At 74.6% G+C, this 15662-nt stretch carries 12 protein-coding genes; 3 read left to right on the plus strand and 9 right to left on the minus strand.

What is annotated here, in order from left to right; genetic code table 11:
• Positions 1 to 4 precede the first annotated feature (4 nt).
• From ACFWZ2_RS07505 to ACFWZ2_RS07525, 5 genes are all read right to left on the minus strand, one after another.
• Complete coding sequence (locus tag ACFWZ2_RS07505; protein WP_384543243.1) at positions 5 to 1198, minus strand: lanthionine synthetase LanC family protein; 1194 nt, start codon at positions 1196 to 1198, stop codon at positions 5 to 7.
• Between the two features lie 219 nt (positions 1199 to 1417).
• Positions 1418 to 1618: a hypothetical protein gene (locus ACFWZ2_RS07510; RefSeq protein WP_384543245.1), complete on the minus strand. Its 201-nt coding sequence runs from the start codon at positions 1616 to 1618 to the stop codon at positions 1418 to 1420.
• Positions 1619 to 1646: 28 nt separating this feature from the next.
• Entirely contained in the window at positions 1647 to 1832 is a 186-nt protein-coding gene (locus ACFWZ2_RS07515) for a hypothetical protein (protein WP_384543248.1), read from the minus strand.
• Positions 1833 to 1910: 78 nt separating this feature from the next.
• On the minus strand, positions 1911 to 4340 hold the full coding sequence (locus ACFWZ2_RS07520; protein WP_384543251.1) for a lantibiotic dehydratase: 2430 nt from the start codon (positions 4338 to 4340) through the stop codon (positions 1911 to 1913).
• Positions 4337 to 5251 (minus strand): thiopeptide-type bacteriocin biosynthesis protein, encoded by a 915-nt coding sequence (locus tag ACFWZ2_RS07525; protein WP_384543254.1) that lies wholly within the window; start codon positions 5249 to 5251, stop codon positions 4337 to 4339. Before ACFWZ2_RS07525 ends, ACFWZ2_RS07520 begins: the two co-directional genes overlap by 4 nt.
• Positions 5252 to 5433: 182 nt before the next feature.
• Here ACFWZ2_RS07525 and ACFWZ2_RS07530 point away from each other — a divergent pair, with 182 nt between their 5' ends.
• Positions 5434 to 6210 (plus strand): LuxR C-terminal-related transcriptional regulator, encoded by a 777-nt coding sequence (locus ACFWZ2_RS07530; protein WP_384543374.1) that lies wholly within the window; start codon positions 5434 to 5436, stop codon positions 6208 to 6210.
• Positions 6211 to 6235: 25 nt separating this feature from the next.
• On the opposite strand, the gene ACFWZ2_RS07535 is transcribed toward ACFWZ2_RS07530, so the two are convergent.
• Both ACFWZ2_RS07535 and ACFWZ2_RS07540 read right to left on the minus strand, forming a co-directional pair.
• The gene (locus ACFWZ2_RS07535; protein WP_384543256.1) at positions 6236 to 7144 is read right to left on the minus strand and encodes an alpha/beta fold hydrolase; all 909 of its coding nucleotides are present in this window, start codon (positions 7142 to 7144) and stop codon (positions 6236 to 6238) included.
• Positions 7145 to 7295: 151 nt separating this feature from the next.
• Positions 7296 to 9392 (minus strand): tetratricopeptide repeat protein, encoded by a 2097-nt coding sequence (locus tag ACFWZ2_RS07540; RefSeq protein WP_384543259.1) that lies wholly within the window; start codon positions 9390 to 9392, stop codon positions 7296 to 7298.
• Between the two features lie 445 nt (positions 9393 to 9837).
• Here ACFWZ2_RS07540 and ACFWZ2_RS07545 point away from each other — a divergent pair, with 445 nt between their 5' ends.
• Together ACFWZ2_RS07545 and ACFWZ2_RS07550 are read left to right on the plus strand one after the other, a co-directional pair.
• On the plus strand, positions 9838 to 12960 hold the full coding sequence (locus ACFWZ2_RS07545; protein ID WP_384543261.1) for an AAA family ATPase: 3123 nt from the start codon (positions 9838 to 9840) through the stop codon (positions 12958 to 12960).
• A gap of 208 nt (positions 12961 to 13168) precedes the next feature.
• Positions 13169 to 13936 carry an aminoglycoside adenylyltransferase family protein gene (locus ACFWZ2_RS07550; protein WP_384543264.1) on the plus strand — a complete coding sequence of 256 codons (768 nt, stop codon included), beginning with the start codon at positions 13169 to 13171 and terminating at the stop codon, positions 13934 to 13936.
• On the opposite strand, the gene ACFWZ2_RS07555 is transcribed toward ACFWZ2_RS07550, so the two are convergent.
• Together ACFWZ2_RS07555 and ACFWZ2_RS07560 are read right to left on the minus strand one after the other, a co-directional pair.
• A complete protein-coding gene (locus tag ACFWZ2_RS07555) occupies positions 13899 to 15131 on the minus strand; it encodes an MFS transporter (protein ID WP_384543267.1) in 1233 nt (410 codons plus the stop codon). The two genes, ACFWZ2_RS07550 and ACFWZ2_RS07555, sit on opposite strands and share 38 nt — an antisense overlap.
• Positions 15128 to 15643, minus strand: a complete 516-nt coding sequence (locus ACFWZ2_RS07560; protein ID WP_384543269.1) for a GNAT family N-acetyltransferase — start codon at positions 15641 to 15643, stop codon at positions 15128 to 15130. Before ACFWZ2_RS07560 ends, ACFWZ2_RS07555 begins: the two co-directional genes overlap by 4 nt.
• Positions 15644 to 15662 lie beyond the last annotated feature (19 nt).

The raw sequence follows: 15662 nt of genomic DNA on the forward strand, positions 1-15662 counted from the left end.
CCTGTCACCGCAGCCCGAAGGCGGCCAGCCAGGTCCGGTCGCCGGACTCCAGGGTGAGCAGCGTGGCGCAGGCCCCGGTGGCGCCGGTCAGCAGCGTGCCGTCGTACGCCGCCAAGTCGGCGACCTCGTCGAGCCGTTCGACGAGGCTGCCGACGAGCCGGTCGCGCAGCGCCGCTGCCCCGGGAAGGTCCGTGTACCGGTCGAAGGCGTCGCACACCAGGGCCAGGCCCGGCAGCCCGTGGCAGATGCTCAGATCGGGCCGGTCCGCCGCCTCGTCGTAGCCGCGCAGGAACGAGTCGGCGGTGTGCAGCGCGAACTCCCGCAGCGGCGCGTCGTCGATGACCCGCCCGGTCTCCCACAGCGCCCAGGCGATCCCCGGCGTGCCGTAGCACCACGTCACGGGGCGCCCCGGCAGATGCGTCAGGTCCCCGGCGGGCGGCCAGGTGATGACGCCGCGCGGGCCCGCGTCGTAGCGCGTGAGATACCAGGACGCCAGGTGGTCCAGCGACCGGGCGATCTCATCGGTGAGGCCGGTCGCGTCCGCGGCCCTGCACAGCGCGGTGGCGACCCCGGCCGCGCCGTGCGCGACACCGGAGTTGACGCGGCCGTGGTTCCAGCCCCGCATCTCCTCGCCCTTGTACCGGCCCACCCGCAGCCCCGGCAGATCGGCGTGCGCGCACAGCGCGGTCAGATGACCCACCGCGTGCGTGACGTCGTCCCGGGTGCAGGCCGGGTCCGCGGCCAGGGCGAGGAGCGTGCCCGCCGTCCCGGTCACCAGGTCGTAGTCGCACCAGGCGAGCCCTTGCGTACGCCACCTTCCCGAGCAGGCCGCGAGTTCCCGGAAGGCGGTGCCCGCGAGCCCGCCGAGCCCGGGCCAGACGGCCGCCGCGCTGCGCAGGCCCAGCAGATAGCCGCCCAGGCCCCAGCCGAACAGGCCCGGGTGGGTGCAGCCCTGGCGCAGCTGCCGCAGCCAGGCCGCGACGGCGCGCGCCGCGGGCGCGGGCGGCGGCTGCCGGGGATCCGCGGCGGTCGCGGCGGCCGCGGTCAGGGCGGCGAGCACCGCGGGGCCGAAGTCGATGCTGTACTCCTCGCCCCGCGCGCCCAGCGGCGCGAGGTCCGCGAACGCCGTCAGGACGCGCGTCGACATCGGGCGCGGCAGGTCGGGGGCCGGGGGCGGGATCCGGTGGGTGGTGGTCATGGAGCGGCGGCCTTTCGCGGAGGAGGAGCGGCGGATGGAACGGCACGGAACGGGGGCCGCCGGTGCCGCGGGCATGGGCGGCTCCGGCGGCCCGTGGTGGGCGGGGTGGGGAGGTACGGACGGCCACTCCGGCGTGGGCCGACGGGTCACCCCGGCATGGATCGACAGGTCGTCCTGTCGCTACCTGGACAAGTCACCTTGTCCCTGGTGGAGGCGCCCCTACTGGGTGCAGGGGCAGGAGCCGGTGCACTTCGTGGCGGCGGTACACCCCTGGGTCGTGCCCATCGTGCCGACCTTGAGGAGCTGCGCCTCGTCGAACTGGATCTCCAGCTGATCGATGAGCGCGTCCACGTCGTCGACACTGTCGAGCCCTTCGAGCACGAAGCCCTCGGTGCCGTTCACGTCGTCCATTGCTGTCACCTCCCTCCTTCCGAGAGGAGCCATGTGCCTACTGAGTGCACGGACAACTGCCCGTGCAGCCGCCGACCTTGGTGCACCCCGAGGTCGTGCCCATCGTGCCGACCTTGAGGAGCTGCGCCTCGTCGAACTGGGCCTCCAGCTGCTCGATGAGCGCGTCCACGTCGTCGAGCCGTTCGACCAGGTACGCGTCGGGTGCGGTCATCTCACCGTCCATCGCCTTTCACCTCCCTTCACTGCGAGCGGAGTTGCACGGCTGCCACCCGTCATCGCGTGACAGCGATCGGGGCTCCGGTCAGGCGGAGCGGGCGATGCGGACCATCAGCTCCGCGGTCACGGGCCCGCCGGAGGGGTCGGAGAGGTCGGCGACGGTCAGCTCGACCGGGGAGGGGAGCATCTCCTCGGCCACCGCCACGCCGCCCGCCGCGAAGGCGAGGTCGCCCATGCGCTCAAGGACGGGCAGCGCCCCGAGGCTCTCCAGGTCGCACGGCAGCGGCGAGTCCGCGCCGGGCGCGGCCGACAGGAAGACCCAGCGGGGCAGCCCCAACCGGGCGCGCAGGGCGGTCAGTTGTCCGGCCCTGTCCAGTTCGGTGGCGCCCACCGTGGGCAGCGCGGTGACGGGAAGTCGCCACTGCGCCGCGGACAGCACGAGCGATCCCGCGACGGTGATCCGGGGCACGTGGTCCCGTTTGGGCAGGGCCGTCAGGGAGTGCCGGAGGCGGCGTCGGCGGGCGGCGTGCTGCGGCGAGTCGCGCAGCAGCAGCGAGGCCACCTGGTCCCAGGGGCGCGGCGCGTTGCGTGCCGAGTGGTAGAGCGGGCGTACGGGTCCCGTGCGGTCGCTGATCACGACCCGCCCGCCCGTCCAGCGGGCGGTCAGCTCGTCCAGCGGCACGAAGCGCGGACGGCCGCCGTACGTCTCCTCGCAGTACCCCGGCAGATCCGGGTCGCCGGTCCAGGAGCCGGTGTACAGCGGCCTGCGCACGGCGTTGGCGGCGAACCGCGACAGGGCGGGGAAGAGCAGCTCGACGGAGGGCACTCCGGTGTCGCGGTCCAGGCGCCGCAGGAAGTCGCGGTACGCCTCCACGTGCGGCAGCGGACCGTGCAGCAGCTCCAGGGCGCCGACGAACCGGGCGTCGTACACACCGGCGGGCGCGATGATGTCCAGGGCCCAACTCCGGTCGGGCAGCGGCCGTACGAGGCAGTCGAGCGGCCAGTCGGGGCGGACCTCGGGGGCGCCGAAGCGGTCGAGGACCTCCGTGCTGATGTCGACGGACCCGGTGCGCGGTGTGCCGTCGATCCGGCGGTCGAGCCAGTCGAGGAGCCGGGCGTACCCCGACCCCGGCGAGCGGGCCTCGGGCCATTCGGCGGCGGGGATGTGCGAGCTCACCGGTGTGTCGCCCTGCGCGGTGATCCGGTCGCGCAGGATGTCGAGGACCGGCCGGTCCCGCCCGTGCAGGAAGGGCGGCGCGGTGCCCGCGGGGCCCGTCGCGGCGTCCTCGTCGATCAGCGCGTGCAGACGCAGGGCCTGCCCGATCGACGCGCGCAGGACCGCCAGGTCCGCGGCGGGCAGGGACTGCGGGGCGCGGCGGTAGACGTCCAGATAGCCGCCGTCGACCCGCTCCACGGGCACCGCCGGATCGGGCGCCGGGCGCTGCCAGCCGTGCCTGCGCTGCGGAACGGGCTCCTGCAGCTGCAGCACCCCCAACTCGTGCAGACCCACCAGGAATTGGCGCAGCACGTCGCTGCGCGTCCCGGTGCCGGACGGCGGGGCGAGGACGGCCTCCAGCTCACCGAGCGGCAGCGCGCCGCCCCGCAGCAGTTCGTAGAGCCGGTTCACCAGCGGGGTGCGCCGGATGCGGACGGGGGTGAGCAGGATGTCGTCGCCCGCCTGCAGCGCCAGGGCCTCCAGGCGGTCGGGTGTGACGTGCAGGAACGGGTTGAAGGAGACACGGGTGGCGGCGGTCGGGGCGGCCGGGCCCCGCTCCTGGAGGTTCTCCCGCCAGTCCGTCGCCACTTCGTCGGTGAGCGTGAACGGACGGTCCGGCGCGGCCGGTCCGTCCGCCACGCCCACCACGGCCACATGGCCGAGCCAGCCGCGCGGGGTGACCTTCACCGCGCCACGGGCGATCATCCGCCACAGGTAGTCCGCGCGCTTGCGCATCTGACGGTCCGTCCAGGGACGTCCCGCGGCGAGTCGTTCGGCCACCTCGATGCCGACCGGCAGCGTGCCGTCCCGCAGGGCGCGCCGGCCGACGGGCGAGCGCATCAGCAACGCGTGGCCCGCCGGTGCCAGGCGGCGCTTCTCCTCCTCGTACCGCCGTGTCACGGCGGTCCGCACCTGCCTCAGCTGCGCCGCTGACGCGTGCGCGCCCAGGAGCACCTGGGCCAGCGGCCCTTCGGGGGACACGCGGCGTGCGACGGCGACGAGGCGCCGGTGGTCGGCGTCGGGGAGCGGCCTGCCGCGGTACAGGCGGCGCCGGGAGGAGAGCGCGAGTCGGCGCTCGGTGACCGTCAGCTGCGGGTGGGGGACCAGCGTCGTGCCGATGACGTCGGCGAGCCGGGCGCTCATCCGGGCGAAGTCGCCCTCGGTGCGCTCCAGTTCGGCGATCAGCCGGAACAGGCCGGGGGAGCCGCCGGCGCACCACAGCCGCATCGGCAGGCCCGCCGTGCGCAGCAGCACCGTGTCCTGGGGCGGCTCGGTCCCGTACGCCCCTCGCCCGGTCACCGGTGCTCCCCGCCGGGACGCGCCGTCAGCGCCTCCGCGATGAGCGTCTGGCGCAGGACCGAGAGGCCCGCCCTGTTCCAGTGGAAGACGATGACGAACGCGGCGGCCTCCCGCGGCCCGATGAGCGCGTTCCCCGCGGTGAAGTACGTCCGCAGCCACCGCTCACCGGCCCGCGCCACGGCCGCCCGGTACTCCTCGACCCGGCGCTCGGCACCGGCGGGCAGTGCGGCGGCCAGGGTTTCCTGGTCCGCCCACGCGGCGCGCAACGCGGCCTCGATCCTGGCGACCTGGGCGAGCGGGCCCGCGGCGCCCGCCGCGCGCAGGCCCGCCGCGTACCTGCGGCCCGTCTGCCGGCGCAGCCGGTCCCACACGTCGAGGTCCTCCCAGCCGACGATCTCCAGGGCGTCGAGGAGGGCGCGCACCATGAGGAGGGACATGGCCCACGCCGGGCGGACTCCCGCTCCCTCCCGCCCGGCGGGGCTGCCGTGCGGCTCGCCGTGGAAGCCGAGCCAGGCCAGTGAGTCGGCGGTGAAGACCCGGTGGACGCTGCGCATCGAGACCGGTCCGCCGAACAGATACTCCTCCGGCTCGTACACCCCGGCGTGCCACTCGTCGATCAGGCCCTCCTGCCGCCAGGTCACCAGGCGCTGGCGCAACAGACCGTCGACGGCGGCGCGTTGGGGCCTGGTCGTCTGCCAGCGCACCCGAAGGCCGGGGTGCTTGTGCAGGAAGAAGAACTCCTCGGCCCGGCCGTCGGCGAGCAACTCGCGCGTCAGGTCGTGCAGTTCGGCGTAGAGGACCCGGTGGCGGCCCCGGGCGGGCGCCACCCCGAAGTGCAGCCAGGCGCCCGGGTGGCGCCGTACGACCGGCGTCACGATGTCCGGCGTGCGCAGACAGCTGAACTCGTCCATGTCCCTCACCCCCGCGAGACGGAACGCGGCGCGCTTGCGGCCGCCCTGTCAGACTGCCGCCGGGCGGGCCGCGGGGGATATGCGTACCTCTGCGTAGCGGACGGCCCCTCCCGGTCCTTGACAGGGCCGGGCCGCCTCCTCTAATCCGGAGATGCGCAGGGAGGGGGCCCACCGTGACCTGCATGTCCGCCCGCGACTACCAGCGGGTGCTCGATCTCACCGTCGCCATCCTCAACAGCCGTCAGGCCACACTGCCCTGGCAGCTGGTCAGAGCGGAGCTCGGCGACGTCCTGGACAGCCCGGCGAAGGTGCTCTTCGCCTCGCGGGGCTGGCCGGACACGCCGGTGCCCTGCCCGCCGCCCACGGCCGCGGTCGACCCGAGGATGCGCGCCCTCGACGTGTCGCTGCACGAACATCCGCTGGTGAGCCACTACCGGCGCACGGGGGACCGGTCGCCGCTCACCGACTGCCAGTTGCACGGCGGACGGCCCTGGCCCGACGAGGCCGCGCAGCAGACGTTCGAGGGCGCCTTCCACGCGGACCACCAGCTGGCGCTGCCGCTGCCCGCGCCCGCCGGGGCCAGTCACCTGATCATGCTGGGCAGGCAGGGCGAGCTGTACGGCGAGCGCGACGTGGAGGTCGCCCGCCGGGTCCAGCCCCTGCTCGCGGCCGTCGTGGACCACATGTCCCACGCCCGCAAGCTGCCGCCGCCCGCGCCCGGCGACAGCCCCGAGGACACCCTGGACCGGGCCGCCGAGTACGGTCTCACGCCCCGCGAGACCGTGGTCCTGACGCTCCTGGCGCAGTCGTTGACCGCCGACACCATCGGCCGCAGGCTCGGCATCTCGCCGCGCACCGCGCACAAGCACCTGGAGAACGTGTACCGCAAGCTCGGCACGGCCGACCGCCTGGCCACTGTGCTGCACGCGCGCGACGTGGGGCTGCTGCCCGGTGTCTGAACGCGGCTTGGAGCGGTGTCACGTGTCAGACGCTCCCCGCCGCCAGGCCCCGTTCGGCGCGGTGGACGAGTGCGGCGATGCGGGTGGCCAGCTCGGGCCACAGCTCCCGGGGGAGGTGGTGGCCCATGCCCTCCAGGACGAGCAGTTCGGCGCCGGGAACGGCGGCTGCCGTGGCCCGGCCCCCGCCCGCGTCGCACACGACGTCGGCGGCGCCGTGGACCACCAGGGTGGGCACCTTCAGTGCCCGCAGCCGTTCGGTGCGGTCGCCCGTCGCCACGACGGCCAGGCCCTGTCGCTGCATGCCGAGCGCGTCGTACCCCCGGTCGAAGACCCGTCCGGCCAGCTCGGACGCGGCGGCCGTGTCGAAGGCGTATCCCGGGGACGCGGCCAGGCGCAGGGCGCGCACCTGCCAGTCGACGAAGGCGTCCCGGTCGCCGGGCGGTCCGCCCAGTTCGGCGAAGACCGTGAAGTCGGCCTCGCCCACGCCGGGTTCACCCGTCGTGGACATCATCGACGTCAGCGAGCGCACCCGGTCCGGATGCTCGACGGCGACCATCTGGGCGATCATGCCGCCCATCGAGGAGCCGACCAGATGGACGCCGGTGAGGCCGAGGGCGTCGAGCAGGCCGACGGTGTCGGCCGCCAGGTCGGAGAGCGTGTAGGACGCGGAGGACAGGTCACCGGCAAGGGCCGCGGGGAAGTCCGGCACGGGGGCGTCGTGGAGGTGCGTGGAGCGGCCGGAGTCGCGGGTGTCGAAGCGGATCAACTGCAGTCCGCGGTCCACCAGTTCACGGCAGAACCCGTCCGGCCAGCTGATCAACTGCGCGCCGGCGCCCATGACGAGGACGACCGGCGGCGCGTCGGGGGCGCCGATGCGTTCGTAGGCGATCTCGATGCCGGACGGGCCGACATTCCGTGCTTTTCGTTCTGCCATGGGCAAAACGCTAGCGGCTCCGGGGGCGGGGAGGATCGAGCCGTGGTCTGACGTTTTTCCCTTGCTCCGCGGGTTACGGTGGAAGTGGCCGAGGATGCCGCACCCCGCTTGCGGCGACGGCCCGCATGGTTCGCTCCACGCTTCTTTCCCCTCACCCGCATTCGTCGATCCGCGCCCGCAGCTCCGCCACGTCCGCGCCGGGCAGTGCGAGCGCCGCGGTGTAGTCGGCGCGGGCGGCGGCCGTGCGGCCGGCCTGCTGGTGGACGTAGCCGCGGTTGTACAGGAGGTCCGGGTCGGCGGGGTCGAGGGCGATGGCGTGGGTGAGGTCGGCGACGGCCGCGCGGTCGTCGCCCGCCGCATGGGCCAGAGTGGCGCGGCCCGCCAGCGCGCTCACCAGGAAGGGATCGACGGCCAGCGCCCGCGAGAAGTCCGCGCGTGCCGCCGCGTCCTCGCCCGAGCGCAGCGCGACGAGGCCCCGCGCGCACAACAGGTGCGCGTCGTCCGGGTGGTGGCGCAGCCCCTCGGCCACCTGGGCCCGTGAGCCCGGCAGGTCGCCGAGCCGGAGCAGCAGCACCACGAGGCTCGCCCGGACGTCCGCCCGTTCCGGTTCCAGCTCGACGGCGTGGCGCAGATCGGCGAGCGCCCCCGCGGTGTCGCCCGACTCCAGGCGCAGGTCGCCGCGGTTGACGTACGACTCCCAGTGCGGCGGGGCCAGTTCGATCGCCCGGTCGTAATCGGCGAGCGCACCGGCCGGGTCGCCGAGGCGCCGCCGCACGTCGGCGCGGTCGAAGTAGTGCTCGGGGTGGTGCGGATCCATCGCGACGACGGCGTCGTGGTCGGTGAGTGCCGCTTCGAGGTGGCCCAGGGCGGCCCGCACCTCGGCCCGGTTGTGCAGGAGCACGGAACGGTGCAACAGGTGTTTGTCGTCCGGGAGTTCCTTGCGCAGCCGGTCGAGCCCGCCCTCGACCAGACGCAGCGCCTCGGCCGGATTGCCCAGGCGCAGCTCCGTGAGGGCGAGACCGTTCTCCTGGAACGTGGTGTGAAAGGCGCGCTGCTCGGGGTCGGGCCAGTCGGTGGCCAGCGCGATGGTCCGCGTGAGCAGCGCCTTCGCCGTGCCGAGGTCGCGCCGCTCCGGCGGGTGGAAACGGGTGTGCAGCATGGCGAGGGCATAGCCGCTGAGCAGCTGCACCAGCGGGTCCGCGTGGCGCTCGCGCATCCGCAGGTGCAGCCGCTCCGCCTCCGCCGCCTGGCCCAGCAGGGTGAGCGCGGTGGTGACTTTGGTGTGCAGGGCGAGCCGGGTGCCGAGCGGCGCGTCGTCCGGTGTGACGGCCTGCGCGCGCCGCGCGAGGTCGAGCAGCGCGTCGTAGTAGCCCATCGCGAGGGTGTGCTCGGTGGCGGCGACGAGTACGCGCCGGGCCGCCGCGGGGTCGCTGCCGCGTTCCAGGTGGTACGGCAGGGCGCCGAGCCCGATGCTGAACTCGCCCTGCTCGTACAGTGCTTGGAGTTCGGCGGCCCGCGCGTCGTGCAGCCGTCCCCGGACGTGCGCGTCCTCCTTCTCGTACGCGGCGCGCTCGACGGGATCGGCCGAGGTGCCGTCGCCCGCCACGAAGGTCCGGGCGAGGGCGGACGGGGGCGGGCAGCAGCGGGGAGGAGCGGACGGCGGCACGGTCCTGCGGTGCGCGTACTGCTCCAGCGCCGACCTCAACTCGGCGGAAAGGCCCGCGTGTTCGCTGTCCCCGGCGCGTACGACGACGGTGATCCGCTCGGGTGCGGCGCGGCGCAGCAGCAGCGCCAGGAACTCCTGGTCGGTCGGATCGGCCGCGTCGACGCGCGCGAAGTCCAGGACCAGCGGCCGCGTCAGGCCGGGATCGGCGGCGTACGCGAGGAGCAGCTCCACCACGCCGTGCGCGAGCCGCCGCGTGCGCGTGCGCGGATGCAGCCGGGTCCGCTCGGCGGGGGCCGCACGGTCGGTGAGGGTGCGGGGCGGTGCGGCGACCAGAGCGCGCAGCTCGGGTGCGACGGCGTGGATCTCCACCCGGTGCCGGTCCGGCAACTCCGGGCGTACCGCCCGCATGGGAGGGACCAGGGCGCGCAGCAGGCTCCCTGTTCCCGTGTAGGGGCCGCGCAGCCGACGGTGGCAGTCGACCGCGACGTCCGGTTCCGGCAAGGGGTCCGGTGTCCCTCCGGCCGCGCCGTCCCCGTCCCCGTCCGGCCCGGTGAGCCACAGGTGCGTGCCAGTCGTGCTCATGCCGCTCGTCCCGTCCTGTCCGTGGGGCGGTCAGCGGAGCGGCAGGACGTACGCGGCGTACGAGGTGAGCCGGATCGTGCCGCCCGGGCGGTACGGAGTGATCAGTTTCATGGCGAGAATCCCCCTTTGTGGTACACGGACTTGTCCACGGATGCGCGCCCTTGACGCAGGGGCGCACGATGTCGTGGAGGCCTCCGTCAGGAGGCCGTTCGCCGCAACAGTGGTGGGGTGCAGGGGCGTACGACATGGGGGCCAGGCCCCCGCATTCCCCGGTTCACCCGGACCGTCGACTTCCAGCGACGGCCCCTGTCGGAGTTGCCGACGGATATTTCGGAACCGTTGAACGCGATGCCCGCGTCGCCCGTATCCACTGAAAGGCGTCCGGGCACGGATGCGGCTCGGACGAGGGTCGTACTTGCAGGGACACACGGGGGATCAGGACGCCATGGACACACACGACCGAACATCGATCATCGGACGGGAGCGAGAACTGGGGGCGCTGGACCGGGCGTTGACCGCTGCCCGGTCCCGCGCGGGACGGGCCGTCTTTCTGGCGGGCGAGGACGGGGTCGGCAAGTCGAGGCTGGCCGCGGAGGTCGCCGAGCGGGCGGCCGCCCGCGGGATGCGCGTCATGCGGGGGCGTGCCAGCGCGATCGGGCAGCGCGTGCCGTGCCGCCCGCTCATCGAGGCCCTGCTCGAACTCTCCCGCGACCGGCGGCTCGACCGCGACGCGGCGGGACTGTGCAGGACCGCGCTCGCCGGCCTCACCGCACGGCGCGAACCCGTCGCGCCGCACGACACCGCGGCCTGCGCGGGCTCGCTCGTCGTGCTCGGCGAGGCCGTGCTGCGCGCGGTCTCGGCGGCCGGACGCGACGGCGGCTGCCTGATGGTCCTGGAGGATCTGCACGACGCGGACCCCGGCACCCCGGCGCTCGTCGAGTTCCTCGCCGACAACATCGCGCACGAGCCCATCACCCTCCTGGTGACGCTGCGCGACGAGCCGTGCCCGGCCCTCGAACTGGCCCGCGCACTCGTGCGCCGCGGCGGCGGGACACTCCTCACCCTCGACCGGCTCGGCCGGTCCGACGTGCGCGGACTCGTCGCGGGACAGCTCTCCGCGGGGCCCGAAGAACTGCCCGAAGGGCTCGTCGACCACATCTGGGAACAGAGCGACGGAAACCCCTGGGCCGCCCAGGAACTGCTCACCCACCTGGTCGACGAGAACCTTCTCGTGTACGACACCGACGGCTGGCGCCTGTCCGGGCGCTCCTGTACGGCCGAGGTGCCCGACGCCCTGGTCGCCGGAGTCGCCCGGCGCGTGGACCGGCTCGGCACCCGTGGCCGGGAGCTGCTCGTGGCCGCGGCCGTCGTCGGCACCCGGTTTCCCGCGCCCGTGATCCAGGCGGCCACCGGCATGGCCGACGACGAGGCGCTCGGCCATCTGCACGCCGCCCTCGCCGGTGGGCTGATCGCCACCGACGAGCCCGCACCCGACTGGTTCGCGTTCCGGCACCCGCTCACCGCACGGGCCCTGCTGCGCACGCTCACCCCGAAGGAACGGGCCGGGGTCGCCCGGCACTGTGCGGAGGCGGTGGCGGACCTGCACCCCCAACTCCCCGCCGGATGGTGCCTGGTGGCGGCCCGGCTGCGGGAGGCGGCGGGGGAGCGGGACACCGCCGCGGGGCTGTACGCGCGGGCCGGGTCCCGCTCGCTGGCCAGGGGCGCCGCGGTCGACGCGTCCGACGCCCTCGACCGGGCCCGCTCCCTCCTCATGGGCCAGGACCCGACGGGCGTATCGGACCCGCGGCACTTCCCGCTGTACGCCCATGTCCTCGAGGCGCTCCTGACCGCGCTGACCGAGGCGGGCGAGAGCGAACGCGCCTGGGAGCTGGCCGCGGCGGTGGACGGGGTGTGCCCCGCCGCGGTCGGCGCGCCACGCGCCTCCGCACTGCACCTGCGCCTCGCCCGGGCCGCCGCGGGCACCGGAAGGACGGACGAGGCGCGGGCCCAACTCAGCGAGGCGCGCAGGCTGCTGGGGCCCGAAGGCGACACCGGCGGCGTCGTCGAGGCGGCCGCCGCCGTGGTCGCCCTCCAGTCGGGAACGGTGTCGGCGCAGGAGGAGGAGCGGGCGGCACGGGCCGCGGCGGCGGCCGAACGCGCCGGGAACCCGGAGGCGGCCTGCCAGGCCTGGGACGTGCTCGGCGTCCTTGCGAGGACATGGGACGTCGAGGAGGCGACCGCCTGCTTCGACCGGGTCCGCACCATCGCCGAACGGCACGGCATGCCGTTCTGGCGGCTGCGCGCGCTGTTCCGGCTCGGCGGCGACGACTGGCTCACCGAAGGGGACGTCGCACGCCTCGAACACGCGCGGCGCGAGGCGGTGCGCCTGGGCGCGGGCGACATCGGCGGCGCCGCCGAGGCGGACCTCGCCCTGTGGCTGGTGCTCAGCGGCAGGCCGGGGACCGCCGCGCAGCTCATCGACGCCTGCTGGACCCGGCAGGGCGGGCTCCGCGACGCCGACCGGGCCAGGCACCTCCTCGCCGCCGAGGCGGTGCTCGCCGCGCACCGCGGCAAGCGGGCGCGGATGGAACGGGCCGTCGCCGAGTTCCACCGCCGGGACGGCGACCGCTCGCCGCTCGCCGCCCTCATCACCGGCCTGGCCAGGACGTTCTGCGCGCTCCTCGAAGAGGACAGGACACGGGCCCACGAGGAACTGACCCGCCTCGCCGCACCGGGCGCGGTCCGCGCAGGACATGCGCTGGACGGACGGCACGGACTCCTGCGGCTGCTCGACGCGTTGGCGGGGGGCGGGGCGGCGGAGGCGGCGGAGGCGGCGGGTGGCTCGGCGGCATCGGGTGCGTCGGGTACATCGTGTGTGCCGGGCGCGTCAGGTACATCGCGTGTGCCGGGCGCGTCAGGTACGTCGCGTGTGCCGGATGCGTCAGGCGTGTCGGGCGTGTCAGGTGCGTCGGACGGAGCGGACGTACTGGAGGGAGCCCCCGAGAACGCCCCTCTCGCCCGCCTCCGCTGGAACCGGCACTTCACCCTGCTCGCCCGTGCGGTCCAGTACGGCAGGGCGGGGCGCGGGGAGGAGGCGGCGGCGGTCATGCGGGCGGCGCGGAACGCGGGTTCGCCGTTCCCCATGGCCTACCACCTGGGCCTGCGGCTCGTCGCGGAGGCCGCGCACCGGGACGGCTGGGGCGAGCCGACGGCCTGGCTGCACCGCGCCGAGGAGTACTTCCACCAGGCGTCGGTCCCGGCGGTGGCGGGCGCCTGCCGCGGGCTGCTGCGCAAGAACGGCGTGCCGGTCCAACAGCGGCGCAGGGGAGCGGAGTTGGTGCCGCGTCCGCTGCGGCAGCTGGGCGTGACGGTCCGGGAGTACGAGGTGTTCCGGCTGATGGCGCCGCGGCCCGCCAACCGGGACATCGCCGACCGCCTCTACATCTCGCCGCGCACCGTCGAGAAGCACGTGGCGAGCCTCATCCTCAAGACGGGTCGCCCCAGCCGCGCGGCGCTGAGCGAGCTGGCGTCGACCGTACTGCTCGACGACACGGCAGAGGAGGGGTGAAGGACGGGCCCGGGGCCGAACGCGCCTGACCCGCCGGACCGTTGAAGGTCCGGCGGGTCGGTGGTCGGCGGTCGGCGGTCGCGGGTCGGCGGGCCGGCCGGGCGAGGCGGCAGGTGCCTGTGTGTGGGGCCCACCTCGGGACCACCGACGAGGCCCGCACCTGAGAGACTTCTCGCTCCCGCCTGAGACGACCCGCAACGGAGGGGCAGTGACCCAGACCGACGACGTACTCCGCCTGGTCCGTGACGTGCTCGAACCGGCCGGCATCGTCGGCGCCTATGCCCATGGATCCGCCGTGCTCGGCGGCCTGCGTCCGCACAGCGACATCGACGTCCTGGTCGTCGTGCGGCGGCGCACGACCGCCGGGCAGCGCAGGGCCCTCACGGACGGCCTCCTCGTGGTCTCCGGCCACCCGGACCACGGCACGCCCCTGCGGCCCGTCGAACTGACCGTTGCTGTCCAGGGCGACCTCCGCCCCTGGTCGTATCCGCCCTGTTGTGAATTCCAGTACGGCGAATGGCTCCGCGACGCCTATCTGCGCGGCGAGACGCCCGAGCCGGGGCCGAGCCCCGACCTCGCGGTCCTGGTCACCATGGTGCGCGCGGGCCGGACGCCGCTGCTGGGGCCCGCGCCCGACGAGGTGCTCGCCCCCGTTCCGGCCGCCGACGTCACCCGCGCGATGACCGCCGGTGTCCCCGAACTGCTCGACGAACTCGCCACCGACACCCGCAACGTCCTGCTCACCCTCGCCCGCATCTGGACGACCCTGGCGACCGGGGACATCAAGTCCAAGGACGCGGCGGCCGATTGGGCGCTCGCTCGGCTGCCCGCCGAACACCGTCCCGTGCTCGCCCGCGCCCGCGCCGTCTACCTGGGCGAGGAGGAGGAACGCTGGGACGACCTGCTGCCCCGGGTGGAGCAGCACGCCGCGTACGTCGTCAAGGCGATCGGGGAACTCTCCCCATGCGGGCCGTGACCAGCAACGACGCCGCGGTCATCGAGGCCAGTAGGCCCCAGGCCGCATCGAAGCCGTGCGTGAGGTCCGTGAGCAGGCCGAGAGTGGGCGGCATCACGACGATGGCGATCTGGTTGACGGACATGGCGAGGCCGATGGCGAACCCCGTCCTGCCGGGCGGCGCCGATTCGGCGACCTGGGCGACCCAGGGGCCGTACCAGCCGTAGCCGAAGAAGCCGAGCCACACGAAGAGCAGGACGGCCGTCAGGGGTGACTGCCCGAGCGGCGTCATCAGCGCGGCCATGCCCACGAGCACGGCGGCCATGCAGACCGTGAGGGACGTCTGCCGCCCGGAGGTGCCGCGGTCGCTCCACGCCGCCAGACAGATGCGCCCGACGACACCCGCCGCCTGGGCCACCACCAGGACGAGCGCCGCCGATCCCGCGCTCAGGGACGTCGTGTCGTGCAGATGCAGGACGGTCAGGACGAGGACGCCGCACTGCACGGAGATCAGGCTCGTCCCCGACAGCGTGATCCGCACCATGGCCGGTTCGCGGAGCATCCCGAACCGGGCGGCGAGCCACGACCCGATCGAGCCGCCGGTGCCGGTGGGACCGGCGGCGGTCCCGGCGGGCGGCGGCCGGTACCAGCGCATGAAGACGACGCCGCCGAGCAGCGCGACGAGCCCGCCGGTCACGAGCGTCGCCCGCCAGCCGAACGCCCCGGCGACGGCGGGCAGCGAGGCCGCCGCGAGCGCGCCGCCGAGCGGCAGGCCCGCCTGCCGTATGCCCATCGCGAACCCGCGCCGGTTCGCCTCGAACCAGGACGCCACCGCCTTGCTGCCGCCGGGCTGCGCCGTGCTGTTGCCCGCGCCGACGATCAGCAGGACGAGCAGCAGCGACACATATCCGGGCGCCGCGCTGCCCGCGCCCAGGGCCACCGCGACCACGCAGGCCCCCGTGCCGACGACCCAGCGTTCGTCGAAGCGGTCGAGGAGTTCTCCCGCCACCACGAGGCCCACCAGCGGCGCCAGTTGGGCCGCCGAGAGCAGCAGGCCGAGCTGGGCCGCGCTCAGGTCCAGGTCGCGTTGCAGCTGGACGCCGAGCGCCCCGATGCCCTGCACGAAGAACCCGGAGGCGGTCTGGGCGAACGTGGCGATGCCGAGGATGATCCACCGGTACCGTGGCGCGGCGGGTGCGAGGGTGTCCGCGCTCACGGCGTCCCGCACAGCGCGGGGTCGGGGTGCGGGACGAAGCCGAGCGCGCGGTACAGCGGTTCGCCGTCGTGCGAGGCGTAGAGGTCGACCCGGGGCACCTCGCGCTCCCGGAACCAGTCGAGCAGCCCGTGCATGATCGCCCGGCTGTGGCCGCGCCGCCGGAACGCCGGATCGGTGACCACGCCGGTCACATGGCCGCCGAGCCCGTTGGGGCGGTTCGGGCCCGGCAGCCGCTGTTCGATGAAGCCGAATCCGCAGGCGGCCAGGCCCTCGTCGCCGTCGACGACGAGGATGTGTACGCAGTCCGCCGTGATCTGTTCCTTGAGGACCGTGGCGAGGGTGTCCCGCCAGTCGCCGCCCGTCGACGGGGTGGTGAAGAAGTCGCCGTCGAGCGTCTCGAAGAGCAGCGCCCGCAGGCGTACGAGTTCCGCCACATCGTCCGCCACGGCCGGTCGTACATCGGTGTGAAGTCCGGTGCGCCGCACGGATTTCTGCCCGTTGTGGTGTGTCATGCCGATCAGCCTGCTGTAA

This window comes from Streptomyces sp. NPDC059002, from assembly GCF_042740435.1.
Classification (GTDB): Bacteria; Actinomycetota; Actinomycetes; order Streptomycetales; family Streptomycetaceae; genus Streptomyces.

What these genes read in the sequence shown, in the direction of transcription:
- ACFWZ2_RS07530 (WP_384543374.1), top strand. Translation starts at nt 5,434, where the DNA reads ATGTCCGCCCGCGACTACCAGCGGGTGCTCGATCTCACCGTCGCCATC.
- ACFWZ2_RS07515 (WP_384543248.1), bottom strand. Translation starts at nt 1,832, where the DNA reads ATGGACGGTGAGATGACCGCACCCGACGCGTACCTGGTCGAACGGCTC.
- ACFWZ2_RS07535 (WP_384543256.1), bottom strand. Translation starts at nt 7,144, where the DNA reads ATGGCAGAACGAAAAGCACGGAATGTCGGCCCGTCCGGCATCGAGATC.
- ACFWZ2_RS07545 (WP_384543261.1), top strand. Translation starts at nt 9,838, where the DNA reads ATGGACACACACGACCGAACATCGATCATCGGACGGGAGCGAGAACTG.
- ACFWZ2_RS07540 (WP_384543259.1), bottom strand. Translation starts at nt 9,392, where the DNA reads ATGAGCACGACTGGCACGCACCTGTGGCTCACCGGGCCGGACGGGGAC.
- ACFWZ2_RS07525 (WP_384543254.1), bottom strand. Translation starts at nt 5,251, where the DNA reads ATGGACGAGTTCAGCTGTCTGCGCACGCCGGACATCGTGACGCCGGTC.
- ACFWZ2_RS07560 (WP_384543269.1), bottom strand. Translation starts at nt 15,643, where the DNA reads ATGACACACCACAACGGGCAGAAATCCGTGCGGCGCACCGGACTTCAC.
- ACFWZ2_RS07505 (WP_384543243.1), bottom strand. Translation starts at nt 1,198, where the DNA reads ATGACCACCACCCACCGGATCCCGCCCCCGGCCCCCGACCTGCCGCGC.